General features: G+C 56.2%; 19 protein-coding genes, 1 tRNA gene and 1 riboswitch. Of the genes, 19 read left to right on the top strand and 1 reads right to left on the bottom strand.

Annotation, left to right across the window (positions count from 1 at the left end; translation table 11 throughout):
• The first annotated feature begins 40 nt into the window (after positions 1-40).
• The 6 genes from ppsA (at position 41) to ACFWUB_RS03565 (ending at position 11,146) form a co-directional block, all read left to right on the top strand.
• A complete protein-coding gene (gene ppsA, locus ACFWUB_RS03590) occupies positions 41-2,449 on the top strand; it encodes a phosphoenolpyruvate synthase (protein ID WP_020310666.1) in 2,409 nt (802 codons plus the stop codon).
• A gap of 198 nt (positions 2,450-2,647) precedes the next feature.
• On the top strand, positions 2,648-3,286 hold the full coding sequence (locus ACFWUB_RS03585) for a helix-turn-helix transcriptional regulator (RefSeq protein WP_020310667.1): 639 nt from the start codon (positions 2,648-2,650) through the stop codon (positions 3,284-3,286).
• A 2-nt stretch (positions 3,287-3,288) separates the two neighbouring features.
• Complete coding sequence (locus tag ACFWUB_RS03580; protein WP_020310668.1) at positions 3,289-4,110, top strand: pyruvate, water dikinase regulatory protein; 822 nt, start codon at positions 3,289-3,291, stop codon at positions 4,108-4,110.
• 120 nt (positions 4,111-4,230) lie between these two features.
• Entirely contained in the window at positions 4,231-9,072 is a 4,842-nt protein-coding gene (locus ACFWUB_RS03575; RefSeq protein WP_416184241.1) for a phosphohydrolase, read from the top strand.
• Positions 9,056-10,051: a lactate dehydrogenase gene (locus ACFWUB_RS03570; protein WP_416184240.1), complete on the top strand. Its 996-nt coding sequence runs from the start codon at positions 9,056-9,058 to the stop codon at positions 10,049-10,051. The genes ACFWUB_RS03575 and ACFWUB_RS03570 overlap by 17 nt, the downstream gene beginning before the upstream one ends.
• 15 nt (positions 10,052-10,066) lie before the next feature.
• A complete protein-coding gene (locus tag ACFWUB_RS03565) occupies positions 10,067-11,146 on the top strand; it encodes a flavodoxin family protein (RefSeq protein WP_302681006.1) in 1,080 nt (359 codons plus the stop codon).
• A gap of 311 nt (positions 11,147-11,457) precedes the next feature.
• Here ACFWUB_RS03565 and rpmB read toward each other — a convergent pair whose 3' ends face one another.
• Positions 11,458-11,649, bottom strand: coding sequence for a 50S ribosomal protein L28 (rpmB, locus tag ACFWUB_RS03560; protein ID WP_014014995.1), 192 nt, complete (start codon positions 11,647-11,649; stop codon positions 11,458-11,460).
• Positions 11,650-11,788: 139 nt separating this feature from the next.
• On the opposite strand from rpmB, the gene recG reads away from it, so the two are divergent.
• The 13 genes from recG to ACFWUB_RS03495 all read left to right on the top strand — a co-directional run bounded on the left by recG (position 11,789) and on the right by ACFWUB_RS03495 (position 26,956).
• A complete protein-coding gene (gene recG, locus ACFWUB_RS03555) occupies positions 11,789-13,828 on the top strand; it encodes an ATP-dependent DNA helicase RecG (protein ID WP_416184239.1) in 2,040 nt (679 codons plus the stop codon).
• Positions 13,829-13,943: 115 nt separating this feature from the next.
• The gene (guaB, locus tag ACFWUB_RS03550; protein ID WP_296820842.1) at positions 13,944-15,401 is read left to right on the top strand and encodes an IMP dehydrogenase; all 1,458 of its coding nucleotides are present in this window, start codon (positions 13,944-13,946) and stop codon (positions 15,399-15,401) included.
• An 18-nt stretch (positions 15,402-15,419) separates the two neighbouring features.
• Positions 15,420-16,151 carry a WecB/TagA/CpsF family glycosyltransferase gene (locus ACFWUB_RS03545; RefSeq protein WP_036200951.1) on the top strand — a complete coding sequence of 244 codons (732 nt, stop codon included), beginning with the start codon at positions 15,420-15,422 and terminating at the stop codon, positions 16,149-16,151.
• A gap of 12 nt (positions 16,152-16,163) precedes the next feature.
• Positions 16,164-16,814, top strand: a complete 651-nt coding sequence (locus ACFWUB_RS03540) for a phosphatidylserine decarboxylase (protein WP_292105825.1) — start codon at positions 16,164-16,166, stop codon at positions 16,812-16,814.
• Complete coding sequence (locus tag ACFWUB_RS03535; RefSeq protein WP_020310678.1) at positions 16,814-17,488, top strand: CDP-alcohol phosphatidyltransferase family protein; 675 nt, start codon at positions 16,814-16,816, stop codon at positions 17,486-17,488. Before ACFWUB_RS03540 ends, ACFWUB_RS03535 begins: the two co-directional genes overlap by 1 nt.
• Before the next feature lie 20 nt (positions 17,489-17,508).
• Positions 17,509-18,759: a glycosyltransferase family 2 protein gene (locus tag ACFWUB_RS03530; RefSeq protein ID WP_020310679.1), complete on the top strand. Its 1,251-nt coding sequence runs from the start codon at positions 17,509-17,511 to the stop codon at positions 18,757-18,759.
• Positions 18,760-18,770: 11 nt separating this feature from the next.
• Positions 18,771-19,529 carry a 5'/3'-nucleotidase SurE gene (gene surE / locus ACFWUB_RS03525; protein WP_020310680.1) on the top strand — a complete coding sequence of 253 codons (759 nt, stop codon included), beginning with the start codon at positions 18,771-18,773 and terminating at the stop codon, positions 19,527-19,529.
• Positions 19,526-19,912 (top strand): cytidine deaminase, encoded by a 387-nt coding sequence (locus ACFWUB_RS03520; RefSeq protein ID WP_020310681.1) that lies wholly within the window; start codon positions 19,526-19,528, stop codon positions 19,910-19,912. The genes surE and ACFWUB_RS03520 overlap by 4 nt, the downstream gene beginning before the upstream one ends.
• 175 nt (positions 19,913-20,087) lie before the next feature.
• A riboswitch (glycine riboswitch) is annotated at positions 20,088-20,175 on the top strand.
• A 105-nt stretch (positions 20,176-20,280) separates the two neighbouring features.
• The gene (locus tag ACFWUB_RS03515; RefSeq protein WP_020310682.1) at positions 20,281-21,666 is read left to right on the top strand and encodes an alanine/glycine:cation symporter family protein; all 1,386 of its coding nucleotides are present in this window, start codon (positions 20,281-20,283) and stop codon (positions 21,664-21,666) included.
• 103 nt (positions 21,667-21,769) lie between these two features.
• A tRNA-Leu gene (locus tag ACFWUB_RS03510) sits at positions 21,770-21,853 on the top strand.
• Between the two features lie 135 nt (positions 21,854-21,988).
• Entirely contained in the window at positions 21,989-22,492 is a 504-nt protein-coding gene (locus ACFWUB_RS03505) for a nitroreductase family protein (RefSeq protein ID WP_302681002.1), read from the top strand.
• A gap of 145 nt (positions 22,493-22,637) precedes the next feature.
• A complete protein-coding gene (gene tatC, locus ACFWUB_RS03500; protein ID WP_416184238.1) occupies positions 22,638-23,369 on the top strand; it encodes a twin-arginine translocase subunit TatC in 732 nt (243 codons plus the stop codon).
• A gap of 152 nt (positions 23,370-23,521) precedes the next feature.
• The gene (locus ACFWUB_RS03495) at positions 23,522-26,956 is read left to right on the top strand and encodes a pyruvate carboxylase (protein ID WP_416184237.1); all 3,435 of its coding nucleotides are present in this window, start codon (positions 23,522-23,524) and stop codon (positions 26,954-26,956) included.
• The last annotated feature ends 5 nt before the right edge of the window (positions 26,957-26,961 follow it).

Raw genomic sequence — 26,961 nt, 5'->3', positions numbered from 1 at the left:
TAGCATACACGTTTGGTTATAATAGCAGGAGGTAAGGATTATGGCAAAGGACAGAGAAAAAGCATTTGTATTGTGGTTCGATGAACTGCGCAGAGCCGATGTAGCTCTCGTAGGCGGTAAATCGTCTTCCCTCGGTGAATTGACGTCTCAGACGGATGTTCCCGTTCCCTATGGGTTCGCGACGACAGCCGAAGGCTATCGCCATTTCATGCATGAAACGGGCATGGACGTCAAGATCCCGGAATTACTGAAAGGCCTGACCGACGTCGAAGACGCTGTCCAGCTCCGCGATGTGACGGCAAAGATCCGCAAGGCCATCTGTGATGCAGAAATGCCGGCCGACTTGGCAGCCGATATCCGCAAGAGTTACGAAGAATTGGGTAAGAAAGTCGGCGAAGCCAATCCTTTCGTCGCCGTCCGCTCCAGTGCAACCGCTGAAGACTTGCCGGACGCCAGCTTTGCCGGTCAGCAGGATACGTACCTCAACGTCCAGGGGGCTGACATGGTCATCCAGAAGGTCAAGGAATGTTACGCATCGACCTTTACCGACCGCGCTACGTACTACCGCACGAAACAGGGCTTCGATCATCTCTCCGTCGCTTTGAGCGCCGCTATCCAGATGATGGTCTTCTCCAAAGCTGCCGGCGTCATGTTCACCGTCGACCTGGTCACGGGCGATGATTCGACGATTACCATCGAAGGGGCCTGGGGCCTCGGCGAATATGTCGTACAGGGCACGGTTACGCCGGATAACTTCAAAGTCCGCAAGGATGACCTGACCATCCTCTCCAAGATGATCAATACCAAACCGATCGAACTGGTCCGCAAACCGGGCGGCGATTGCGAAGAAAAACTCGTTCCGCCGGAACTGCAGAAACAGCAGGTCATTACGGACGAACAGGTAAAGGAACTGGCTACGTACGCCAAAGCTATTGAAAAGCATTACGGCTGCTACATGGATATGGAATGGGGCGTCGACGAACGGACCAATAAGGTATGGCTCCTCCAGGCCCGTCCGGAAACGGTATGGTCCAAGAAGAATAAAGAAAAGAAAGAAGCCGCTGCCGAAAAGGCCGCTGTCACGACGGACCGCAAAGTCGTCGTCAAAGGCCTGCCGGCCAGCCCGGGCAGCGCTGCTGGCAAAGCCCATGTCATCCTCGACCCGTCGAAGATCGCTGAATTCAAAGACGGTGAAATCCTGGTTACGACCATGACCGCTCCGGACTGGGTACCGGCCATGAAGAAGGCCAAGGCCATCGTCACCGATGCCGGCGGCATGACCTGCCACGCTTCCATCGTCAGCCGTGAATTGGGCATCCCCTGCATCGTCGGCACGAAGAGCCGCAGCGTCGAAGCGACGACAACCATCCAGGATGGCGCAGAAATCACAGTCGATGCGACGAACGGCATCGTCTATGAAGGCATCGTCGCCGACATCGTCAAACCGGAAGCTGCTGAAGCCCCGGCCGGCCAGACTGCAACGACCGTCGTCGCTGCCGAAGCCGCTCCGATTACGGGCACGAAGATTTACATGAACCTGGGCAACCCGGATTTGGCTGAAAAATACGGCAAACTGCCTTGCGACGGCATCGGCCTCATGCGCGAAGAATTCATCTGGACGACATTCATTCATGAACACCCGTTATACCTCATCGAAACGGGCCGGGCTGACCGCGTCGTCGATCAGTTGTCCGAAGGTATCCGCAAAGTCTGCCAGGCACTGGCTCCGCGTCCGGTCACGCTGCGCCTGAGCGACTTCAAATCGAGTGAATACCGCAACCTGACAGGCGGTGACAAATACGAACCCCAGGAAAGCAGCGCCCTCCTCGGCTGGCGCGGTGCTTCCCGTTACTATGATCCGAAATACGTCGAAGCCTTCAAACTGGAACTGAAAGCTGTCCGCAAAGTCCGCGAAGAATACGGCTACAAGAACCTCAACGTCATGATCCCCTTCTGCCGCCGCGTCGATGAAATGCAGAAAGTCGTCGACCTCATGGCTCAGGAAGGCCTCCACCGCGGTCCGGACTTCAAGGTCTGGCTCATGGCTGAAATCCCGTCCAATATCATCCTGGCCGACCAGTTCAACCAGTTCGTCGATGGCTATTCCATCGGCTCCAACGACCTGACCATGCTCATCATGGGCTGCGACCGCGACAACGATACGGTAGCACCGCTCTTCGATGAACGCAACCTGGCAGTCAAACGGGCTATCCGCCATCTCATTGCCGTAGCCCATAAGGACGGCAAGACCGTTTCCATCTGCGGCCAGGCACCGAGCGTCTATCCGGACTTCGCTGAATTCCTGGTCAAGAGCGGCATCGATTCCATCTCGGTCAACCCCGATGCCGTCGTATCGACACGGAAACACGTGGCACAAGTCGAACAGCGTATCCTCCTCGATTCGCTGACAGGCAAGGGCCGTGCTGATACAGAAGATTATACGTGGTAATAGCATATCCGATTTATGAGTAATAGAAAGGCGGTCCCAAAAGAAAAACAGACTTTTGGGCCGCCTTTTTCTCATACTAGGACCTTGTATTATACACTATTTGCATATTATACATCTTATATCGCGGGATGTTTTTATATATGTTATGATAATAAGTGAATAAGAGAACGCTTGCTATGCAGGGGGTGAAAAGACGCTATGTTATCGGAACGTCAGGAAACGATTTTACAGATTGTAAAGGAAAACAGTCCGATTACGGGCCAGCATATTGCCAACCGGCTCCACGTGACGCGGGCAGCCCTGCGCTCGGACCTGGCCATCCTGACCATGTTAGGGCTCATCGATGCGCGGCCGAAATTAGGCTACTTTTTTACGGGCAATAAAGAAAAAGACCTGCTCTCGCGGGCCATCACGGATATCACCATTGATTCCTGCCTGTCGCAGCCTGTGATCGTCGGTGAGCATACGAGTGCTTACGATGCGATCATCGCCATGTTTACGGAAGATGCGGGGACCGTCTTTGTCGGGACGGACAATATCCTGGCCGGCGTCGTATCGCGAAAGGATTTATTGAAAACGGCTATGGGCAGCAATGACCTGCGGGCCCTGCCGGTGCGCATGGTCATGACGCCAGTGAGCAAAGTGATCTATGCCCAGCCTGAGGAAAAGGCTATCGTCGCCGCTCAGCGCCTGATCGAATATGAAATCGACTGCCTGCCTGTCGTCGAGGTCGAAAGTACCGATGAAGACGACAAGAAGGAATTGAAGATCCTTGGCAGGATATCAAAAACGAACATAACCCGTCTCTTTGTAGAATGTGGGTTAGGGAGGAGATAACTGTGGAAAAACCGATTATTTATGCCTGCTCAGACTCGCTTGGTGAAACGGCTGAACGCGTCGCCCGGGCAGCAGCCAGCCAGTACGACAAGCAAGAATTCAACATCATCCGCGTACCGTACATCCGGTCGGAACAGCAAATCGAGGAGCTGGTCTGCAAGGCCGAAGCTCACAATGCCATGATCTGCTACACCATCATTTCGCCGACCCTGCGCCGGAAACTGTGGGAACTGACTAAGTCGGCCAACGTCACCGTCGTCGATATCATCGGCCCCATGCTGGCCGGCGTCGGCACCCTGACGGATACGGAACCGACTTTGAAGGCCGGCATGATCCATCAGCTCGACGAAGAATATTTCAAACGCGTCGAAGCTATCGAATTCGCCGTCAAATACGACGACGGCAAGAACCCCATGGGCTTCTTGAAGGCCGATATCGTCATCGTCGGCGTCTCGCGCACGTCGAAGACGCCCCTTTCCATGTACCTGGCCCATAAGCGCATCAAAGCGGCCAACCTGCCGCTGGTGCCGGAAGTCAGCCTGCCGCCGGAACTGTTCCAGATCCCGGCCCGCAAGATCGTCGGCCTCATCATCGACCCGTTCAAGCTGAATTTCATCCGTTCGGAACGGCTGCGCAGCATGGGGCTCGATGCCAACGCCAGCTACGCCAATATCGAACGCATCAATGAAGAACTGGAATATGCCCGCGGTGTCATGCGCCGCCTCCATTGTCCCATCATCGATGTGTCGTCCAAGGCTATCGAAGAAACGGCGAACCTGGTCATGGAAATCGTCAAACGCAATAAAGAACTGTATCCAGAATAAAATCAGCCAATGGCGGCGAGGGGGGCTTGTTGCATCATGGTTCTTACCATTATGCAAGGGCCCTTTTTGCGTCACTGCGTGAGGTTTGACATTACGACATCAAACTTCGGAAGGAGCACTATGAAAGATTCGACGACAGCCATTTTCACGTCCCTGTCGGCGGCCCTGGAGAGCCGGCATTTTTTGGCGACGCTGGGAATGGAAAAAGATGAAATGACGGCCTGGATACGCCGCAGCCGCCTGCGGTCCCTGGCCGATGAATTACAGCACTGCCGCGACGGGGAAGGGCGCTTTTCTTCGCCTGCTGTCGTCGCGGCGGCCAAACCCTATCTGGACTGCCTCCGGGACGAACCGGCCGGCGGCTGGCTGCGCTGCTGCCATCAGCGCGTCCTGGCCCGCCTCTTTCCCGGTTCCTGCCAGGGCCCGGAGTCCATGGCCCTGACAGGGCGCGGCAGTCATGGCGACATCTACCGGCGGGGCTGCCTGATCCTCATGCAGGTCCTGCGCGGCCTCTACCGCTATGAACGCCAGGTCCTGCCCTTCGACCCCAAGCGGGACATGCCCCTGGTATCGGTCCAGGAAATCATGGCCCACGGCTACACCAAGGAATACCTGCGCCTGCGTACACTGGCTGCCGACGATTATATTTATGAATTCATGCGCATCGGCGTCGACATTACGCCTTTCAATACGCTGGGCCACGTCGGCGGCGTCCACTACGTCGCCGTTTACGCAGCCCGCCAGCTGGCGCGGAACGGCATCCCCGTCGACGTCGCCCTCATTTCCGGCGCCGCTGCCTGCCATGATATCGGCAAGTACGGCTGCAAGAAGAATGAAGAGAAGCGGGTCCCTTATTTACATTATTATTATACGGGCATGTGCTGCCGCCGCCTGGGCCTGCCGGGTATCGGCCACATCGCGGCTAACCATTCCGTCTGGGACCTGGAACTGGAAAACCTGTCCGTCGAATCGCTGTTGCTCATTTATGCCGATTTCCGCGTCAAGAGCAGCCGCGATGCCCAGGGAAGGGAAATCGTCCATTTCTATTCCCTGGCCCAGGCCTTCGACGTCATCTTGGGGAAGCTGGATAATGTCGACGACGCCAAGCGCCAGCGCTATCAGAAAGTCTATGCTAAATTGGCGGACTTTGAAGATTTCATGAAAGAACACGGCGTCGTCACCGAACTGCCTGCCGACTTCGCCTGGGAACCGGCCGACCCGCCGCAGCCCATCCATCGGGAAAAAGTCCTCCTCGAAGGCAATGACGTCATTGCCCAGCTCAAATATGCCGCCATCGACCACAACATCCGCCTCATGAGCATCTTCCGTGATGAAAGCGATTTTGGCAACCTCATCGAAGCGGCCCGCAGCGAGCGGCAGTGGAAGAATGTCCGCACGTATATCGGCATCTTCGAGGAATATTCGACGTACATGACGGAGCATCAGAAGCTCATGACCCTGAAGTTCCTCTACGAGCTCTTGTCCCACCGCGAAGGCGACATCCGCCTGCAGGCGGCAGCCCTCATGGGACGCATCATCGCCAATTTCAACGATACGTATACCAAGGAACTGCCCGAAGGCGTCTCCCTGCCGGCCAAGGCCGTGACCAACCTGTCCCTGTTCACGACCTACCTGGACCGCATCATCTGCCCGGATATCCGCTTCACCGAGCAGCACAAGCTGTGGATCGGCTACTGCCTGAGCACCTTTGTATCGGCCGTCCTGCACCGCTGTGCCCGGTCCCAGCGTCCCCGCTATACGGCCGTCATGGGGCCGTATTATGAACGGCGCAATTACAGTGAAGAAGAGTATATCATCCTCTTGAAGGTCCTGGCCGACATGGACCGGGACTATCTGGACGAAGCCTTTATGGCCGCCGCCGGCCCCTTCATAGAAAGGGCCAAGCAGAGTGAATCCTTCAACCTGCGCGTGGCCGCCCTGAACTGCGCCCGCCACGTCTTTGCCGACTATACGGATGACTTGTACTATAAGGACCTGCTCAAGGTCATGAACCTGCCTGAAGGGCGGGACGCCTTCTTTGAACGGGAAGGCAACCTCTTCCTGGTCGACCTCAAGATGGGGACCCATTGGGTCGTCAAAGTGGCCAACCTGGAACTCATGCTGCGCTACATCGACGGCCAGAGCGATGCCGGCAGCGTCATGCATCTCGGGACCCATCTGACCAATCTGCTCAAGGTCAGCGAATCCATCTTCGTCCGCCGCGCCGCCGGCAACAGCCTGCTCAAGATTGCCTCGAACATGACTTATGCCCAGCGCAACGAACTGACGGTCGAACTGTTCAACGGCCTGGAAATCGGCGACCCGCAGATTTCTAAATACGTGCCGGAATTTTTGGGCAAGATGATCCTCAAGCTGCCGCCGCGGGAGTTCGACGAATTCGTCAAGACCATCGAAGGCCAGCTGCTGACGGTCAACATCCCCTTGGCAGCGTCCATGGTCCAGACAGTGGGCATCATTTTGGAACAATTCGACGAATTTGCCAAAGAGTTCTCAGAAGACCCGGCGGTCAACGAAAAGCGCCAGCGCCGCCTGCTGTACATCATGATCAAGGCCTATGCCCATTACAATAAGGAACTGAGCCGCGACGCCTTTCGCGATTTAGGGAAATTCATCTTCCACAGCCCGCTCATGCCGGACGAACGGAAAGATTTCCTCTTCAGCCACTGCTATAAGAAACTCCTGGTCCTCCTCGATGAGAACAGCGAAGAAAACCTGGATTTCTACAGTAATTCGGCCGTGCTCAACCATATTTACCGCTACATCAGCCAGCACGAATTCGCCAGAGGGCCCTTTACCTTTGAAACAGGCCGCAAGCCCTGCTTCTATCCGGGGACCTTCGACCCCTTCAGCCTGGGCCACAAGGCCGTGGCCTGCAAGATACGCGACCTGGGCTTCGACATTTACCTGGCCCTCGATGAATTTTCCTGGTCCAAGCACACCCAGCCGCGGCTCATGCGCCGCAAGATCATGAACATATCCGTCGCCGATGAAGAGAACATGTATCCCTTCCCGGACGATATCCCCATCAACATCGCCAATCCGGCGGACATCAAGAAGCTCAAGGACATCTTTGCCGGCCGGGACCTGTACATCGCCGTCGGCACGGACGTCATCGAAAATGCGTCGGCTTACCGGGCCGTACCGACGCCGGATTCGATCCATACGGTCAACCATATCGCCTTCGCCAGGGAGACGCGGGAAAATGCCGAACCGGACCAGCATGAAAAGACCTACGGCATCCAGGCCAAGGTCATCCGCCTGACGCTGGACAAGTTCTACGAAGACATCAGCTCGACGAAGATACGCGAGAACATCGACCTTAACCGGGATATTTCCAACCTCATCGACGCCGTGGCACAGAACTTCATTTACGATAACAACCTTTACCTGCGCGAACCGGCGTACAAGCACGTCCTGGAAGCTCGGGAAATCGGCATCGGCTCTTTCAAGCCGCGCGGCGCCGAAAGCCTGTGGCCCATCTGCAGCGCCCTCTGGGATAAAGGCTACCATACGGAGACCGTCGACAGCTACGTCGAAAAGGACTATGTCTGGACGCTGTACATCGACGACGCCAGCCAGGAGCGCAAGATGATCGCTTACGCCGCCGTCCACCGCGTGGGCTCCCGCGATTTGCTGCGCGAGTTCCACGACTCGGCCATTGCCTCGCACATCCGCGATGCCGCTGACGGAGGCGTTGCCTGCATCGGCTTTCTCTATGCCGACGACATGGCCGGCATTGCCAATGTCAGCCAGATCATCATTACGGAAATCCTGACAGAGCTCATTGCCCGCGACTACGCCTACGCCGTCTACCATCCCGTCGATCCGGCCGGCTGCGAGCAGCCCGTCATCGACGCATTGCGCCGCCAGGGGTTCGTCAACATTGCGCCGCCGGAAGAGACACCGATTTATGCAGTCAACATGAAATCGCCCATCGTCATTTTCCGCGACGTCGAAACGACCATCAAGAACCCCTTCAACAAGAATCCCCGCGTCCGCCGGGCCATCTACGAGGCCCACAACAATCTGTTGTCGGTCATGAACCACATTTATCCGGGCCAGCTCATCCTGTCTTTCAACATGAGTGCCTTTTATAATAAGATCATCAAGAAAGTCGCTGAAATCAACGGCGTTTCCATCGTCGAAGACAAGAAGAAGCGCCGCGGCCCGTACATGACCGTTCCCTTTGGCAAGGCCCTGAGCGATGTCCTCGTACCCAACACGGTGACCAAGGGCCTGCACATCGACAAGTATTTCGACCGCACGGTCAAGTCTTTTACCATCGCCGAATGTCAGCACTATTCGTCCGTCGACAATCAGGTCAAGACCATCAAGTCCTTCGACAGGCCGGTCATCCTCATCGACGACCTCCTGCACAAAGGCCACCGCATGCGCATGCTGACGCCCTACCTGGAACAGAACGGCGTCGAAATCAAGGAAGTCCTGGTCGGCGTCATGACCGGTCAGGCCATGGACATGATGGAAGAAAAGGACATCCGCGCCGAGAGCGCTTATTTCCTGCCCAGCCTGGAAGTCTGGCTCAACGAAAGGGACTGCTATCCCTTCATCGGCGGCGACAGCCTGGACAATGCCCATAACTACAGCGGCTACGGCCGCAATCCGTCGATCAACCTGGTCCTGCCCTATGTCAAGCCGGCTTTCATCGGCAAGGGCAACAGCGACGCCGACTACTTATACTCCCTGACGTGTCTGCAAAATGCCGCATCTATCATGGAGACATTGCAGGACGTCTACCAGGAAACCTTTGAAAAACGTCTGACCCTGAAGCGGCTCGGCGAAGTCATTACCTACCCGCGCATCCCCGATATCGACGTCGGCGTCAAGTTCGATGAGAACATGGACCCGACGCGCTTCATCAAGAACGATATCGAACGGCTCATCCGCCTGCGCTGGGGGGAAGGAGATGGAGAACTTGAATAAATGGATACATGATCTGCCCGGAGAAATCGGAGCCTCTGCCATGCCCCTCGACAGGGCACCGCAGCTGGCCGGGAAGGCCCGCGTCCATATCGTCGCCTTGGGCGATGTGGGCACGACCATGCTCATCGGCCTGCTCCTGGCCGGCCAGGACGTCATCGGTTCTGTCGGCATGTGCGATATCAACGAGGAGAACCTGTCCCGCCTGGAAATGGAGATGAACCAGATACGCTACCCCTTTGCCGGACTGGATGGCTGTGACGACCCGGTCCTGCCGGCCGTGACCATCGTCCCGGAAAAAGACGTCTTCGACTGCGATGTCTTCATTTTCTGTGCCAGCAAGGGCGTACCGCCTGTCGGCGCCGGCGGCGACGTGCGCATGGCCCAGCTCGAAGCCAACCGCAGTCTCGTCGCCCATTATGCGGCCCTGGCCCGCCAGGCCGGCTTCGGCGGCCAGGTCTGCATCGTATCGGATCCGGTCGACCCCTTGTGCCGCGCCTTTTTGACCGCTTCCGGTCTCCATCCGTCGCAGATCCAGGGCTACGGCCTGGGCGTCATGCATGCCCGGGCCTGCTACTATGCGAAAAAGGATCCGCGCTTCGCCCATTATCTGCAAGAAGGCCGCGCCTTTGGACCCCACGGGGTAGACCTGGTCATCGCCGACCGCCTCGACGGCTATGACGACGCGCTGTCCAGGGAACTGACGGACCTCGTCGTCCATGCCAACGTCGCCGTCCGCGACCTGGGCTACAAGCCCTACATCGCCCCGGCCCTGTCGTCGGCGGCCTTGTCGATCATCCTGACCCTGCGCGGCCAGTGGCATTACGGGTCGGTCTACCTCGGCGATACATCGAAAGGCGCTTTCTTCGGCGTCAAGAACCGCGTCGCCGGCGGCTGCGTGACCTATGAAGACGTCTGTGCCTGCCCGGCCCTCTATGCGCGCTGGAAACGGGCTTATACGGCACTGAGCCGCCTCGTATAGGAAGGGGGCCTTGCCATGTTGTTGGTCGTCAAGGTCGGCTGGGAGGAAGCGGGCCACACGGAACGAATCCGGCGCGTCCTCGACCGGGCCCTGGCCGGGTGGACGTATACCGTCATCGAACGGGAAAAGGCCTTTTTGCGCTGGTGCGTCCGCACGCCGGCGGAAAAAGAGGGGACAGCCGTCCTCTTTGCCGTCGCCCTGCCCAGGGCCGGCGTCAGCCTGTCCTATGTCCACCTCGTATCCTGCCTGGTCCGCCACCGTCACTGCCTGGCCGGCTGCCGCGGTGCCGTCCTCGTCGACGGGCAGGGGGAATTTTTTACAAAAAAAATAGGCCGGGAGCTGATTTTCTTTGCCAATCAGGCCGGCTGTATCTTTCCCGGGAAGCCTCTCGTCGAGGCTACGGGCTCTCTCTATAATTTTAATACCCAGGCCAAGATCCAGGGCCTCTCTAATGAAGAGGCCTATGCCGTCAGTGCCGGCCACCTGGTCAACAAGCTGCTGTCCTTCGTTCGCCCGTCCGGGTCAGGGAAGGTCAAAGATATCGTCGTCATCCACGCCAGCAGCCGCCGCACGTCGAATACGCTCCTCCTCTGGGAGATGGTCCGCTGCCATCTGCAGGGGAAGGCGAAGGTCACGGAGATTTCCCTGCGCAACGGCAGCGTCGTCGACTGCCGGGGCTGCAGCTACGAAACGTGCCTCCACTTCGGCGAAAAAGGGGACTGCTTCTACGGCGGCGTCATGGTCGAAAAAGTCTATCCCGCTGTGCGCCAGGGCGACGTCATCGTCCTGGTCTGCCCGAACTACAACGACGCCGTCAGCGCCAACATCACGGCCTTCTTCAACAGGCTGACGGCCCTGTTCCGCAAGGAAGAGGCGGCCTTTGCCAATAAGGAAGTTTACGCCCTGGTCGTCTCCGGCTACAGCGGCGGCGACATCGTGGCCGAACAGATACTGGACGCCATGAACTGCAACAAGAACTTCATCCTGCCGCCGTACTTCGCCCTCATCGAAACGGCCAACGACCCCAAGAGCATCCTCCGGAACGCCGGCATCGAAGACCGGGCGGCCCGCCTGGCAAAATACATATGCATGTAGGGGCTCGCACGTGGCGAGCCCGCTCCAGGATATGTGCGATTCCCCGTTCATTTCGTTGGGGAAATCACACAAATTCCCAACGGGTCGCCCACGTGGCGCCCCCTACGAGCTACGAACCACGAAAAAAGGGACTGTCGCATGAAGGTTTATTCTATCATGCGAGGTCCCTTTCTCTTTGTAGTTTGTAGTACGGAGTTTGTAGTTTGCAGATGACAGCTTTAAATTTTTAAACATTCACTGCAAACTAAAAACTACAAACTTTAAACTAAAAAAGAGGCTGTCTTAATGTGACAGCCTCTTTTTTATCATCCTTAAACATCACGCTGGACTTTACCGGAACGAAGGCAACGAGTGCAAACATTAACTCGTTTTACTTCGCCGTCGACGACAGCGCGGACACGCTGGATATTCGGTTTCCAGGTTTTTTTCGTTTTCAAGTGGGAATGGCTGACATTCATGCCGCTCATTGTTCCTTTACCACAGATTTCGCAAAAGTTTGCCATTGGTTACACCTCCCTGCACCATCACAGTACAACATATAAATCTTATCACAGATTATTAGGCAAAGCAAGTTTTATTTTTTTAAAAAAGCCTACGAAATATGATACAATAAAAACGAATATTTGACAAGGAGTTTTTGGTATGAATTTTTCCATTCGCGATTTAAAAGGCATCGGACCGCGCAAAGAAGCCCTGTTTGCCCGGCTCCATCTGACGACGGTGTCCGATTTATTACAATATATGCCCCGCGATTATGAAGACCGCAGCCACATCTGGCCCATCGGCCAGGCGCCGTGCGGGACGGGGAAAGCCGTCCTGGTCTGCGGGACCGTGGCCTCTGTCCAGGAAATGCGGCCCCGCCGGGGCCTCTCCATCTTGAAGGTCATGGTCAGCGACGGCACGGGGGCGGCCGAACTGGTCTGGTTCAATCAGGCCTTCAAGAAACGCCAGTTCCATGTCGGCCTGACCCTGACGGCTTTCGGCAAGATGGAATGGGCTTACGGCCGCCGCCAGATGAATACGCCCGATACGGAAGAAGGGCGGGCTGGCGGCGATGGCTTCGTCCCCGTCTACGGCCTGACCGACGGCCTGCGCCAGCAGGATATCCGCAAGGCCGTGCGCCAGGCCCTGGACCTGGCCAGGGAACATCCGGACATCCTGCCCGGCTGGGACGGCTGCCGTCAGTCGCCTTTTGCCGCCATGTCGACGCTCGAAGCCTATGAGCAGATACATTTCCCTGATTCTATGGAGAAACGGGAACAGGCCCGGCGCCAGCTGGCCTTTGAAGAGCTCTTCGACATGCAGCTCGGCCTGCTCCTGCGCCGGCGCCATGAAGGCAAGCGCCAGGGCATCAAATGCGGCCCTAACGGCCATCTGCTCAAGGCCTTCTATGACCACCTGCCCTTTACCCTGACGAAAGGCCAGACCCAGGCCTTCCTCGATATCCAGGCCGATATGGAGAGCGAAGTGCCCATGCAGCGTCTGGTCCAGGGCGATGTCGGCTCCGGCAAGACCGTCGTCGCCGCCCTGGCCCTGGCCAAGATCGTAGAGAACGGCTATCAAGGGGCCCTCATGGCGCCGACGGGCATCCTGGCGGCCCAGCACTATGAAGAATTCTGCCGCCTCTTTCAGGGCCTGGACGTCCGCATCGCCTTGCTGACGGGCAGGACGACGGCTAAGGAACGGCAGCAGCTCCTGGAAGAACTGGCCCAGGGGCGCATCGACATCCTCATCGGGACTCACGCCCTGATACAGGATGACGTGGCCTTCCGCTGCCTGGGCCTGGTCGTCACGGACGAACAGCACCGCTTCGGCGTCCGCCAGCGGTCGGCGCTGGAACAAAAGGGGAAGGAGCCACATGCCCTGTTCATGACGGCCACGCCCATTCCCCGGACGCTGACCTTGTCCCTCTACGGCGACCTCGACGTGTCGTCCATCCGCGAGCTGCCGCCAGGGCGGAAATGGGTCAAGACCTATGCCGTCGGCGAAGCCCTGCGCCGGCGGGTCTATATCTTCATGGACAAGCTCATGGCCCAGGGCCAGCAGTGCTACGTCGTCTGTCCCCTCGTCGAGGCCTCGGAAAGCGTCGATTTGCAGGCGGCGACGGACCTCTACGAAGAACTGCGGTCCCGCGTCTTCAAAAAGCGCACGTGCGGCCTCGTCCACGGCCGTATGGCCGGCAAAGAGAAAGAAGCCGTCATGGAGGCCTTCCAGAAAGGGGATATCCAGCTCCTGGTCGCGACGAGCGTCATCGAAGTCGGCGTCAACGTCCCCAATGCGACGGTCATGTTCATCGACGGCGCCGAACGCTTCGGCCTGGCCCAGCTCCACCAGCTGCGGGGCCGCGTCGGCCGCGGCGATATGCAGGCCTATTGCATCCTCATGGCCAAAGGCGGCAGCGATGAGACGCGGCAGCGCCTGAAATGGATGGAACAGATACACGACGGCTTCACGCTGGCTGAAAAAGACCTGCTCCTGCGCGGTTCGGGACAGCTCTTCGGCTATATGCAGCATGGCCTGCCCGATTTGAAAGCTGCCGATATTATAAACGACGTACCTCTCCTGGCGGCGGCCCGCGATGCGGCCCGGCAATGGTGGCTGGGCCACGAAGACCTGGGGAAAGCAGAAGCGGCATTAAAGAGACGCTTTGGCCATACTTTTGCCGGCCTTTTAAATAACTGATAGAAATTTGCTGTAATATATGTACATAAGAGCTGATTTCAGTTATAATAAGGGATAAGCTATTTAGGGGTATTTCCCCTTAGTTTCTTATATTTTTCAAAACAGAGGTGCAAATATGAGATCTGATAAATTTGGTATGAGAGGTTTGACATTTGATGACGTTCTCCTGGTTCCGGCAAAATCGGACGTACTCCCGAAGGAAGTCGACGTTTCGACGAACCTGACGCGCGATATCAAACTGAATATTCCTATTATGAGCTCTGGTATGGATACCGTTACAGAAGCTCCTATGGCTATTGCCGTAGCCCGCGAAGGCGGCATCGGCGTTATTCATAAGAACATGTCCATTGCCGCCCAGGCGCGGGAAGTCGACAAAGTAAAGCGGTCGGAACACGGCATCATCATCGACCCGATTTTCCTTCATCCCGATAATCTCCTGGCCGATGCCAATGAATTAATGGGCAAATACCGCATCTCCGGCGTACCTATCACGGTCGACGGCAAACTCGTCGGCATCATCACCAACCGCGATATACGCTTTGAAGAAGACATGAGCCGCCGCATCGGTGACATCATGACCAAAGAAAACCTGATCACTGCTCCTGTCGGCACGTCCCTGGCAGAAGCCAAAGAAATTCTCCGCAAGCACCGCATTGAAAAATTACCCCTTGTCGATAAAGAAGGCAACCTCCAGGGCCTCATCACCATCAAGGATATCGAAAAGGCTACAAAATACCCGAATTCTGCCAAAGATGGCAACGGCCGTCTCCTGGTCGCTGCTGCTGTCGGCGTAACCCATGACATGACCGACCGTCTCGACGCTCTCGTCGCTGCCAAAGTCGACGTCGTCGTCATCGATACGGCTCACGGCCATTCCCTGGGCGTCCTCAATACGCTGAAAGAAATCAAGAAGATGTACCCGCATCTCCCGGTCATCGCCGGCAACGTCGCTACGGGTGCCGCTACGGAAGCCCTCATCGAATGCGGCGTCGACGCCGTCAAAGTCGGCATCGGCCCTGGCTCCATCTGCACGACCCGTATCGTCGCTGGTATCGGCGTACCGCAGATCACGGCCGTCTATGAATGTGCTAAAGTCGCTCAGCGCTATGGTATCCCCATCATCGCCGACGGCGGCATCAAATATTCCGGTGATATGGCCAAAGCCATCGCTGCCGGCGGCAACGTCGTCATGATGGGCAACCTCCTGGCCGGCACGGAAGAAAGCCCGGGCGAAACGGTCATCTATCAGGGCCGCAGCTACAAAGAATACCGCGGCATGGGTTCCCTGGCCGCTATGGAATGTGGCAGTAAGGACCGTTACTTCCAGGAAGATGCCAAGAAGCTCGTCCCCGAAGGCATCGAAGGCCGTGTACCGTACAAAGGACCGGCAGCTGACACGATTTACCAGATGGTCGGCGGTCTCCGCGCATCCATGGGCTACTGTGGCTGCCACAACATTAAAGAAATGATTGAAAATACGCAGTTCATCCAGATCACCGCAGCCGGTCTTCGTGAAAGCCATCCTCACGATGTCAACATCACGAAAGAAGCTCCGAACTACAGCGTAAACTAAGCAGGGCGGAGGGATACGTTGATTAGTACAATCGATATCTTGTCCATCCCCATATGGAACGTCACTATGGAAGAAGCCCGGAACCTGGCCTTTAAGTGCATCGACGAAGGCCGGGCCGCTTCCATTGCGACGGCCAATGCAGAAATGGTCATGCGGGCCCAGACGGACCGCGAACTGGCCCATATCCTCCAGCATGCCGACCTGGTAGTTCCCGATGGGGCCGGCGTCCTGTGGGCTGCAGAACAGCAGGGCAAGAAATTTAAAGAACGCGTGACAGGTGTCGATTTGGCGTGCAGTCTGCTCCAAGAAGCAGCCGCACGCCAAACGGCTGTCTACCTCTTTGGCGGTGCCCCGGGCATTGCCGAACAGGCTGCGGCCAATGTGCAGCAGCAACTGGGGTCCCTGAACATCGTCGGGACTCATTCGGGATTCTTTTCGGCTGACGAAGAACAGGGTATCATTGAAGATATCCGCAGCAAGGGGACGCGCATCCTCTTGGTCGCCCTCGGCGTGCCGAAACAGGAAAAATGGATATCTGAGCATCTCTACGAACTCGGCCCCTGCGTCTGTATGGGCGTCGGCGGGACCTTCGACGTCCTGGCTGGCAAAGCCGGCCGGGCTCCGAAATGGATGCAGGACAACCGCCTGGAATGGCTCTATCGCCTGTTGAAGGAGCCGACGCGGTTCAAACGCATGCTGGCGCTGCCGAAATTCGTCGCGGCTGTCAAGCTGGGCGGCCGGCCTAAGTGATGAGGTGATGAGTTGAAAAGTGATGTCTTGAACAAACCTTATATCGTAGAAGACGGATACCCCTTCATTATCGTGCCTCTGTTACTGGCTGTGGCAGCAGGCTATTTCATCAATGCCTACGCCGTGGTTCCGCTGCTGCTGCTGGCTGCGTATTTCACCTATTTCTTCCGCAACCCCAGCCGGACCATGCCGACAGACGACCATCTCCTGGTGTCGCCGGCTGACGGGACTGTCGTCGGCGTCGAAGAAGTGGAAGAAGATGCCTATCTCAACCAGAAGTGCCGGAAAATCATCATTTTCCTGTCCATCTTCGATGCCCATGTCAACCGGGCACCGCTGCCGGGGACCATTGATTTCCAGCAGTATACGTGCGGCCGCTTCCGTCCGGCTTATAAAGAAGGCGTCGGCTATGAAAATGAACGCTATTCCATCGGCATCCATTCAGCCCATACGGATATCCTGGTCACCATCATTGCCGGCATCCTGGCGCGGCGCATCGTCTCCTGGGTCACCTTGGGCGATGAACTGCAGCACGGCCAGCTCTACGGCATGATCAAATTCGGGTCGTGTGCAGAAATCTATGTCCGCGACAATGTGGAAATCACCGTCAAGAAGGGCCAGAAGGTCCGTGCTGGTGAATCCGTCATAGGGAGGATAGTTTAATGAAAAATGTAATACCATGTCTGTTTACGTCAGGAAACCTCAGCTTCGGGGTCCTGAGTATGATTATGACCCTCCACGGGCTCTATACCTGGGCCGGTGTCTGCATCCTGCTGGCCATGGTCTGCGACGCCTGCGACGGCCGCTCGGCCCGCGCCCTTGGTGTCGCCGGTGATTTCGGCAAGGAACTCGACTCCTTATCCGACGTCGTATCCTTTGGGGCCGCTTCGGCTTTCCTGATCTATTCTTATTCACTCCAGTCCCTGGGCTGGATCGGCGCCATCCCGGCCATCATCTACGCCGCTCTCGGCGGTATCCGCCTGGCCCGGTTCAACCTCAACACCGGCGTCATCCACGGCTATTTCCAGGGGATGCCGATTCCTAATGGCGGCTGCCTCATTGCGACGTACGTCATTTCCGGCGCCGTCCTGCCGGCATGGCTGCTGGCCATCTTCGTCGTCCTCCTGGGCTACCATCTGGTCAGCAAGGTCCATAACCCCGATTTCAAAGGGGCCAGCCCGGACGTGCTCCACAAATCGGCCCTGGCCATTTCCCTCATCTTCGGCGTTCTGGTCCTGGTCTTCGTCGACTTCCATCTGATCATCACCATGCCTTTCTTACTGTATATCGTCTTCGGGTTAGTCAATACGGCCATGAACGTCGCAGCTGCTCGCTAAGTCTTTAGGGAGAGTCGCATATGGAACACATCTTGGATATCATCATGATACCCATACAGGTCATCATCGTTTTTTATTCCCTCTATTATTTCATCCTCGCCTGCTTCGGCCTCATGAAGCGGCGGGAACGCATTACGGTAGCGCCTAAGAATACCTTCGCTGCCGTTATTTGCGCGCATAATGAAGAAAAAGTCGTCTGGCAGCTCATCGACAATCTGAAACAGCTCCACTATCCGAAGGATATGTACGACATCTACGTCGTCGCCGACAACTGCACGGACCATACGGCCGACATCTGCCGCGAGCACGGGGCCATCGTCAAGGTGCGGACCAACAAGGAACAGGTCGGCAAGGGCTATGCCCTGGACTGGATGTTCTCGCAGATGCTGGCCCAGGAGAAGCAGTATGACGCCTTCGTCGTCTTCGATGCGGACAACCTGGTCCATCCGGAATTCCTGCGGGAAATGAACAACCACCTCTGCAAGGGGGAAAAGGTCATCCAGGGCTATATGGATTCCAAGAATCCGACGGACTCGTGGATTGCCGGCACCTTTTCCATCGCCTTCTGGCTCATCAACCACATGTGGCACCTGGCCAAGTACAACATCGGCTTGTCTACGGCCCTGGGCGGCACGGGCATGTGCATCGCCACGGAAATCGTCCGCAAGTACGGCTGGGGCTGTGACTGCCTGACGGAAGACATGGAATTTTCCATGAAAGTCCTCCTCGAAGGCGTCCGCACCTGCTGGGCCCATGATGCCATCATTTACGACGAAAAGGTCGTCGGCTTCATGCAGTCCTGCCGCCAGCGCAAGCGTTGGGCCCAGGGCCAGTGTGACTGCGGCGAACGCTTCATTCCCAAGCTCTTCGCCCGGGGTATCAAGACCGGCAACATCCGCATGCTCGACGGCATCGTCACCTTGTCCCAGCCATTTTTCATGATGGCTTCGACCATTTACGCCGTCCTGGCTTCGATTAATTCGTACCTGCCCTTCTATACGAATATCCTCAATGCCATCGTGCCCGTCCAGATTTGGACCATCATCGGCGTCGGCCAGTACCTCATTCCGGTCATCGTCCTCTTGCAGATCAAGGTGCCGCCGAAATCATGGGCATACCTCATTATTTATCCGATTTTCATGTACAGCTGGATCCCTGTCAACTTCCTCGGTTTCAAAGACCGGCACAAGATGAAATGGAGCCACACCCTGCACACGCGGGCCCTGTCTTATGAAAGCGCGGCCTTATTGCGTAAAGAAAATAAGAAGTAAGGAGATAGACTATGCATATTTTGTTGACCAATGATGACGGATTGAAAGCGCCGGGTCTTCAGACGCTAAAACGGGAACTGGCATCTCATGACTGCCGCCTGACTGTCGTTGCGCCCAATGGCCAGCGCAGTGCGGCGTCTCATTCCATGACCATCAACAAGGCCCTCTACTGCCGCGACGAATCGACGGTACAGGGAATCCGGGAAATCGCCGTATCTGGTACGCCTGTGGACTGCGTCAAGATGGCTATGGAATATTTCCTCAAAGAAGATAAACCGGACCTCATCATTTCCGGCATCAACGACGGCTATAACCTGGGCAGCGACGTCCTCTATTCCGGGACCGTGTCGGCGGCCATGGAAGGGCCGTATTACGGCCTGCCGGCCTTTGCCGTATCCATGCTGGGCATGACCGATGAACGCTGCGCTCAGACGGCCCACCTCGTCTGGGACCTGGTCCAGAAGCTCGTCGTCAAAGGCCGCTTCCCGGGCATCGCCAACATCAACGTGCCGCCAGAAGGGGCTGTCAGCCTGGACAACGTCCGCGTCGTGCCCCAGACGGTCCAGATTTACCACAATGTCATCGCTGAGAAACGCGACCTCGACGGCAGCGTCTGCTATCGTATCGTCGGCGATATCGACATGACGACGGCTCCCGACGACAGCGATGTCGCCTGCATCCGCCAGGGTCATATCGCCCTGACGCCGCTCAAATGGCAGCAGACGGCCGACCGGGTCATGGACCACTTAAAAGGATGTCTGTCACTATGACTGATGAAGAACTCATAGAAAAAGCGAAAGCCTACCGCGCTCATTCGTACAGCCCGTATTCTCATTTTCCCGTCGGCGCCGCCGTCCTGGCCGCGTCGGGGAAGGTCTATGGCGGCTGCAATATCGAGAATTCCAGTTATCCCCTGGGCAACTGTGCCGAACGGACGGCTATCTTCAAGGCCGTATCCGAAGGGGAGCGGGACTTTACGGCTATTGCCATCGTCGCCGATACGCCCGGCCCCTGTTCGCCCTGCGGCGCCTGCCGGCAGGTCATGGCCGAATTCCATATCCCCAAGGTCATCATGGCCAACCTGAAAGGGGAATGGTGCGTCGTCACGATGGATCAGCTCCTGCCGTACGCCTTTTCTGACACAGATTTATAAAGAAAGTTCGCTGAATACGGACAAATTTCCGTAAAGGGCTTGCATTTTTTAAGAAGCCGGTTTATAATAACAATCACATCATACATATTGCGTGAACGAAACACACGGGAGAAGGCAATGCCTACCGACGGAGTCAAACTCTCAGGTGCCCCCGCAAAGGGGTGGGACCGTGTGTGGACACAACTCTGGAGAGTCCCGTTTGGGCGCCGAAGGTGCAAGGAAGCGATTCCTAATCTCTCAGGCAAAAGGACAGAGCTGGCAGAACGACCTTTCTTTTTCTGCGACCCTTAGGACCTATCTTCAGAGTGATGATGATAGGTCTTTTTTCATGTCATTATAATTACCATAACAAAAGGGGAGTATGAAAGATGTTAGAAACGTTGAATGCCATTGATAGTTTTGTCTGGGGTCCGCCCTTGCTGGTGCTGCTCATCGGCACCGGCCTGATGCTGACTGTCCGCCTCCATTTGCTCCAGGTCTTCCGCCTGCCGAGAGCGCTGAAGCTCATCTTCACGGCCAAGAACCAGGGCGAAGGCGACGTAGACAGCTTCAAGGCCCTGTGCACGGCCCTGGCCGCTACGGTCGGGACAGGCAACATCGTCGGTGTCGCTACGGCCGTCCATGCCGGCGGCCCGGGCGCTATCTTCTGGATGTGGATGGCCGCTTTCGTCGGCATGGCCACGAAATACGCCGAAGGCTGTCTGGCCGTCAAATATCGCACGGTCGACAAGAACGGCGATATTGCCGGCGGCCCGATGTACTACATCGAAAACGGCCTGGGCAAGAAATATAAGCCCTTGGCTTTCTTGTTCGCCTTCTTCGGCGTCCTCGTCGCCTTCTTCGGCATCGGGACTTTCGCGCAGGTCAATTCCATCGTTGAAATCACGCGCCTGACGACGAGCATCCCCGTCGAATACACGGCCATCGTATTGACTATCCTCGTCGCTGCCATCACCATCGGCGGCCTCCAGTCCATCGCCCGCGTCGCTTCCAAAATCGTCCCGGCCATGGCTGTCATCTATGTCGTTTCTACGGTCGCTTTCCTCGTCGTCTTTGCCGACCAGATCCCGGCTGCTGTCGAACAGATCATCGTCAGCGCCTTCACACCGACGGCTGCAGCTGGCGGCTTCCTCGGTGCCACGGTATTGGTTGCTATGCGCAACGGCGTTGCCCGCGGCGTCTTCTCCAATGAATCGGGCCTGGGCAGTGCACCTATCGTAGCTGCTGCTGCCAAAACGAAATGGCCGGCTGAACAGGGCCTCATTTCCATGACCGGTACCTTCATCGACACCATCATCATCTGCACTTTGACCGGTTTGGTCCTGGTCGTCAGCGGTGCCTGGATGGGCGATGTCAACGGCGCAGCCCTGACCAATGCGGCTTTCACCATGGCTTTCCCGACCTACGGCAGCATCATCCTCTGCGTCGGCCTGACCTTGTTCGCCTTCACGACCATCCTCGGCTGGAACTACTACGGTGAACGCTGCGTCGAATACCTCGTCGGCGTCAAAGGTATCATGCCGTACCGCATCATCTTCATCGCCCTCGTCGCCTGCGGCGCTTTCATCAAACTCGACGTCATCTGGGTCCTGGCTGATATCGTCAACGGCCTCATGGCTATCCCGAACCTCATCGCCCTCATCGGCCTGTCTGGCGTCGTTGTAGCCGAAACGAAGAAATACTTCGCTCATTTGAAAGAAGAAGAAATGGTCGTAGCCAAAGATTCGGAAGAAAAAGTACCGGCTGGCCATTAAGTCGTAAAAATTTTCAAAAAAAATACTTGACGATTCCGTTAGTTATGGTATAATTCTTCTTGTGCCAAGCACTGAAACACCATGTGCCGGGCACAAGAGATATGCCGGGGTGGCGGAATGGCAGACGCACCTGACTCAAAATCAGGCGGGTAACACCGTGAGGGTTCAAGTCCCTCCCTCGGCACCAAGCAAAGAGGCTTGTCGCATAGCGGCAAGCCTTTTTTTCATCATTCGTGATGGAAGCCTATACAACTTCTTTTTCTTTCTATCTATATATGTTATAATGAGATAGATATATGATTATAGGAGGGAGTCGATTCACATGAACGAAATCTTTGCCAGACGGAGTATCCGTAAATTTTTACCGACCATGGTAGAAGATGAAAAGATAGAACAGTTACTGCGCGCCGCTATGGCCGCTCCTTCGGCTGGGAACCAGCAGCCCTGGGAATTCTACGTCGTCCGCGACAAACGGGTCATCCAGGACCTGTCCCACTGCAGTCCTTATGCCGGCTGTGCTGCCGGTGCTCCCTTGGCCATCGTCGTCTGTTCCCGCGATGAAAACATGCGTTTTCCGGCTTTCATCAACCTCGACCTCAGCGCAGCTGTCGAAAACATCCTGCTCGAAGCAGTACACCTCGACCTCGGTGCCGTATGGCTCGGCGTCGCCCCGTATAAGGCCCGCGAAGTCCTCGTCCGCCGGTCCCTCGGCGTTCCCCAGGGCCTGACCCCGTTCGCCATCGTCGCCATGGGCTATCCTCAGGCTACGGCCGAAGAAAAACCCCGCGAAGACCGCTACGACCCGTCGCGCGTACATTATGTATGATTAGTTTGTAGTACAGAGTTTGTAGTTTGCAGAGAAAGGTTTAAATTTAAAGCCATCCGCTAACCACTAACAACTAACTACTACCAACTTAAAAGGGCTTGTCGTCATACGACAAGCCCTTTTATACACCTGAAAGGAAAATCCCATGTCTGAAGAACGAGCTCCTATTACTTTCCATCTGGAGGAATTGCGGCGGCGCATCATCGTCTGCCTCGTGGCCTGGCTGGTGGGCAGTATTATTTCCTATATATATGCTGAAGATATTATCGCCGTCATTTCGGCTCCTGCCGGGAAATTGTATTTCCTCAATCCGGCAGAAGTCTTTTTTTCTTATATAGAGATCGCCGCCTTTGCCGGTTTCATCGGGACCCTGCCCATCCACTGCTTCGAGTTCTGGCGCTTCCTGCGGCCTGCCCTGCGCGGCGGGGAAGTGACGACGGCCTTGTGGTTCATCCCGTCGGCACTGCTCCTGTTCTATGGCGGTTCGGCCTTTGCCTTTTTCTTTGTCCTGCCGGCGGCGGTCCGGTTCTTCATGGACTTTGCCACGGTGTCGTTGCAGCCTATGTTTTCTTTGTCGGCATATTTATCCTTTTTTATCGCTTTCCTCCTGCCCTTCGCCCTGGGCTTTGAACTGCCCCTGGTCCTCCTGGTCCTGTCCCGCCTGGGCCTGGTGACGCCGGCCATGCTCAGGGCCAAGCGCCGCGTCTTCGTCCTCCTGGCTTTCGTCTTCGCCGGTGTCGTGTCGCCGACGACGGATATCTTCACTCAGACGTGCATTGCCGTCCCGATGATTGTCTTATATGAAGGGACAATCATCGTCGTGAATGTGACAAACAGGGGAAGCCGGGAAAACGACGAAAAGGGCGGAAAAACATGACTTGTATACAGTATTTTTATAAAGACAAAGTGTGCCGTCCCTTGTAATGTTTTCCTATTTTGTTATAATGAAGAAAGCGGTGAATGTATGGGAGTGGACATCTGTGCGTTTACCGGTCTTGACTTAATATTTCTAAGCAGGAGGGTATTTTCATGAAAAAAATTCGTTCGGTTTTAGTTGCCAACCGCGGAGAAATTGCCATTCGTGTTTTCCGGGCTTGTAATGAACTGGGAATCCGTACTGTAGCTATTTATTCCAAAGAAGATTCGTTGTCCCTGCATCGTTTCCGTGCAGATGAATCGTATCTCGTCGGTGAAGGTAAAAAACCGGTAGATGCATATTTAGATATTGAAGATATTATCCGCATTGCTCACGAACACGACGTCGATGCCATTCATCCGGGCTACGGCTTCTTGTCTGAAAATGCGGACCTGGCCAAACGCTGTGAAGAAGAAGGCATTATCTTCATCGGGCCTAAAGTCGAACACCTCATCATGTTTGGCGATAAGATCAACGCCCGTATCCAGGCGAAAAAGGCCGGTATCCAGTACATCCCTGGCAGCGACGGCCCGGTCATGAACTATGCGGAAGTCGAAAAATTCGCCAAGCAGGTCGGTTTCCCGATCATGCTCAAAGCCGTCAACGGCGGCGGCGGCCGCGGCATGCGCATGGTCGACCGTATGGCAGACCTTCGCGATGCTTATGACCGCGCCAAATCGGAAGCCAAACTGGCTTTTGGCAGCGATGAAATTTATTTGGAAAAATGCATCGTCAATCCGAAACACGTCGAAGTCCAGATTATGGGCGACGAACACGGCAACGTCATCCACCTCTTTGAACGGGACTGCTCCATCCAGCGCCGTCATCAGAAAGTCGTCGAAACGGCTCCGGCTTCGGCCCTGCCTGTCGAACTGCGTCAGAAAATCTGCAACGCTGCCCTGAAATTGATGAAGAACGTCCATTACGTCAACGCCGGGACGGTCGAATTCCTGGTTACGCCGGACGGCGAATTCTACTTCATCGAAGTCAACCCGCGCGTACAGGTCGAACATACCGTTACGGAAATGATCACGGGCATTGACATCGTCCAGACCCAGATCAAAGTCGCCGAAGGCTACGCCCTCGACAGCGACGAAATCGGCATCAAGTCCCAGGACGACGTCCGCTGCCTGGGCGACGCCATCCAGTGCCGTATCACGACGGAAGACCCGATGAACAACTTCATGCCTGATTCGGGCAAGATCATGGTATACCGCAGCGGCGGCGGCTTTGGCGTCCGCCTCGACAGCGGCAATGCCTACACCGGCGCCATCATCACGCCGTACTACGATTCGCTGCTGGTCAAGACGACGACTTATGGCCGGACCCATAAGGAAGCAGCTGAAAAGATGCTCCGCGTCCTCAAGGAATTCCGTATCCGCGGCGTCAAGACCAACATCGGCTTCTTGATCAACGTCCTCAAGAGTCCGGAATTCATCGCCGGTACGTATAACGTCAACTTCATCGACGACCATCCGGAACTGTTCAACCTGCCCGTCGTCCAGGACCGCGGCACGAAGCTCCTCAAATACATTGGCAATACGACCATCAACGGTTATGCCGACGCCGGCCATCAGGACAAACCGGAATTTGAAGCCCTGGAACTGCCGACGCCTGTTGCCGGCCCGTATCCGGATGGGACGAAGCAGAAATTCGATGCCATGGGACCGGAAAAATTCTCCCAGTGGATCAAAGAACAGAAGAAAGTTTTCTTTACCGATACGACCATGCGTGACGCCCATCAGTCCCTGTTTGCGACACGCGTCCGTTCCATCGATATGCTCCGCGTCCTGGAAGCAGCTTCCAAGAAACTGCCGAACCTCTTCTCCTATGAATGCTGGGGCGGCGCTACTTTCGACGTAGCCTACCGCTTCCTCTATGAAGACCCGTGGGTCCGCCTGCGCCAGATGCGCAAGAAAGCGCCGAACATCCTCTTGCAGATGCTCGTCCGCGGTGCCAATGCCGTCGGCTACACGAGCTATCCCGACAACGTCGTCAAGAACTTCATCGACCTGTCGGCCAAGAACGGCATCGACGTCTTCCGCGTCTTCGACAGCCTCAACAGCCTGGACAACATGTATGGCACGATCCAGGCCGTCCGCGAAAACAACAAGCTCGCCGAAGTCGCCCTCTGCTACACTGGCGATATCCTCGACCCGGCCCGCGATAAATACGATCTGAAATACTATGTCAACATGGCCAAGGAATTGCAGAATGCCGGCGCCAATATCATCGCCATCAAGGATATGGCCGGCCTCTTGAAACCGGAAGCCGCTTACCGCCTGGTATCGGCCCTGAAAGATGCCGTCGACCTGCCTATCCATCTCCATACGCACGACGGTTCGGGCAACGCCATCTGCACGTATGACCGCGCCATCGACGCCGGTGTCGACATCGTCGACGTCGCTTATTCCGCCTTTGCCGGCGGCACGAGCCAGCCGAGCATGAGCACCTTGTACTACGCTTTGAGCGGCAAGGACCGCCAGCCCGACCTCGACGTCGATGCCATGGAAGAAATGTCCCGTTACTGGGCTACTGTCCGTCCGTACTATAAGGGCGTCGACAAAGCCGATGCGTATCCGAACACGGAAGTCTACCAGCATGAAATGCCGGGCGGCCAGTTCTCCAACCTGCGCCAGCAGGCCAAAGCCGTCGGCCTCGGCGACCGCTGGAACGAAATCAAGAAGATGTACCACACGGTCAGCATGATGTTCGGCGACATCATCAAAGTTACGCCGTCGTCGAAAGTAGTCGGCGACATGACCTTGTTCATGGTCCAGAACAACCTGACGGAACAGGATGTCTACGATAAAGGCGACGTCCTCGACTTCCCGCAGTCTGTCGTCGAATTCTTTGAAGGCCGCATCGGTATTCCTTATCAGGGCTTCCCGGAAAAACTCCAGAAGATCGTCCTGAAAGGCAAGAAACCCCTTACGGAACGTCCGGGCAAGAGCCTGGCTCCTGTCGATTTCGAAGCGATCCGCAAGAAATTGACCGATGCCGGTTATAAACACGAAGACGAAGACATCAACGCGTACTGCCAGTATCCGAAAGTCTTCAAGGACTTCAACGAAACGGTCAAGAAATACGGCGATGTCAGCGTCCTCGATACGCCGACCTTCTTCTTCGGCATGAAGAAGAACGAAGAAGTCCACGTTGAAATCGAAGAAGGGAAGGACCTCATCATCACCCTCATCAACATCAGCGATCCCGATGACAGTGGTGTCCGCACGATTACCTTCATGTTCAACGGTGCTGAACGCGAAATCCAGGTCCAGGATAAGAGCGTCGACATGAAGACCGTCACCCGCCGCAAGGCTGACCCCGACAAAGCCGGTGACATCGGCGCAACCCTGTCCGGGTCTGTCGTCAAAGTCCTGGTCACCAAGGGCCAGAAAGTCAAGAAAGGCGAACCCTTAGTCGTTACCGAAGCCATGAAGATGGAAACGACCATCACGTCGCCTATCGACGGCACAGTCGGTGAAATCTACGCCACCAAAGGCCAGGCCATCATCAGCGGTGACTGCCTGTTGGAAGTACTGGCGTAATCGCT

This window comes from Megasphaera sp. (genome assembly GCF_047831605.1).
Taxonomy (GTDB): Bacteria; Bacillota; Negativicutes; order Veillonellales; family Megasphaeraceae; genus Megasphaera; species Megasphaera intestinihominis.
Note: the sequence above shows the minus strand (reverse complement) of the source record. Positions and strands in the feature narration are given on the sequence as shown.

Coding starts and splice junctions, on each gene's coding strand:
- ppsA (WP_020310666.1), top strand. CDS start 41: ATGGCAAAGGACAGAGAAAAAGCATTTGTATTGTGGTTCGATGAACTG.
- ACFWUB_RS03585 (WP_020310667.1), top strand. CDS start 2,648: ATGTTATCGGAACGTCAGGAAACGATTTTACAGATTGTAAAGGAAAAC.
- ACFWUB_RS03575 (WP_416184241.1), top strand. CDS start 4,231: ATGAAAGATTCGACGACAGCCATTTTCACGTCCCTGTCGGCGGCCCTG.
- ACFWUB_RS03570 (WP_416184240.1), top strand. CDS start 9,056: ATGGAGAACTTGAATAAATGGATACATGATCTGCCCGGAGAAATCGGA.
- ACFWUB_RS03565 (WP_302681006.1), top strand. CDS start 10,067: ATGTTGTTGGTCGTCAAGGTCGGCTGGGAGGAAGCGGGCCACACGGAA.
- rpmB (WP_014014995.1), bottom strand. CDS start 11,649: ATGGCAAACTTTTGCGAAATCTGTGGTAAAGGAACAATGAGCGGCATG.
- recG (WP_416184239.1), top strand. CDS start 11,789: ATGAATTTTTCCATTCGCGATTTAAAAGGCATCGGACCGCGCAAAGAA.
- guaB (WP_296820842.1), top strand. CDS start 13,944: ATGAGATCTGATAAATTTGGTATGAGAGGTTTGACATTTGATGACGTT.
- ACFWUB_RS03535 (WP_020310678.1), top strand. CDS start 16,814: ATGAAAAATGTAATACCATGTCTGTTTACGTCAGGAAACCTCAGCTTC.
- ACFWUB_RS03530 (WP_020310679.1), top strand. CDS start 17,509: ATGGAACACATCTTGGATATCATCATGATACCCATACAGGTCATCATC.
- surE (WP_020310680.1), top strand. CDS start 18,771: ATGCATATTTTGTTGACCAATGATGACGGATTGAAAGCGCCGGGTCTT.
- ACFWUB_RS03520 (WP_020310681.1), top strand. CDS start 19,526: ATGACTGATGAAGAACTCATAGAAAAAGCGAAAGCCTACCGCGCTCAT.
- ACFWUB_RS03515 (WP_020310682.1), top strand. CDS start 20,281: ATGTTAGAAACGTTGAATGCCATTGATAGTTTTGTCTGGGGTCCGCCC.
- ACFWUB_RS03505 (WP_302681002.1), top strand. CDS start 21,989: ATGAACGAAATCTTTGCCAGACGGAGTATCCGTAAATTTTTACCGACC.
- tatC (WP_416184238.1), top strand. CDS start 22,638: ATGTCTGAAGAACGAGCTCCTATTACTTTCCATCTGGAGGAATTGCGG.
- ACFWUB_RS03495 (WP_416184237.1), top strand. CDS start 23,522: ATGAAAAAAATTCGTTCGGTTTTAGTTGCCAACCGCGGAGAAATTGCC.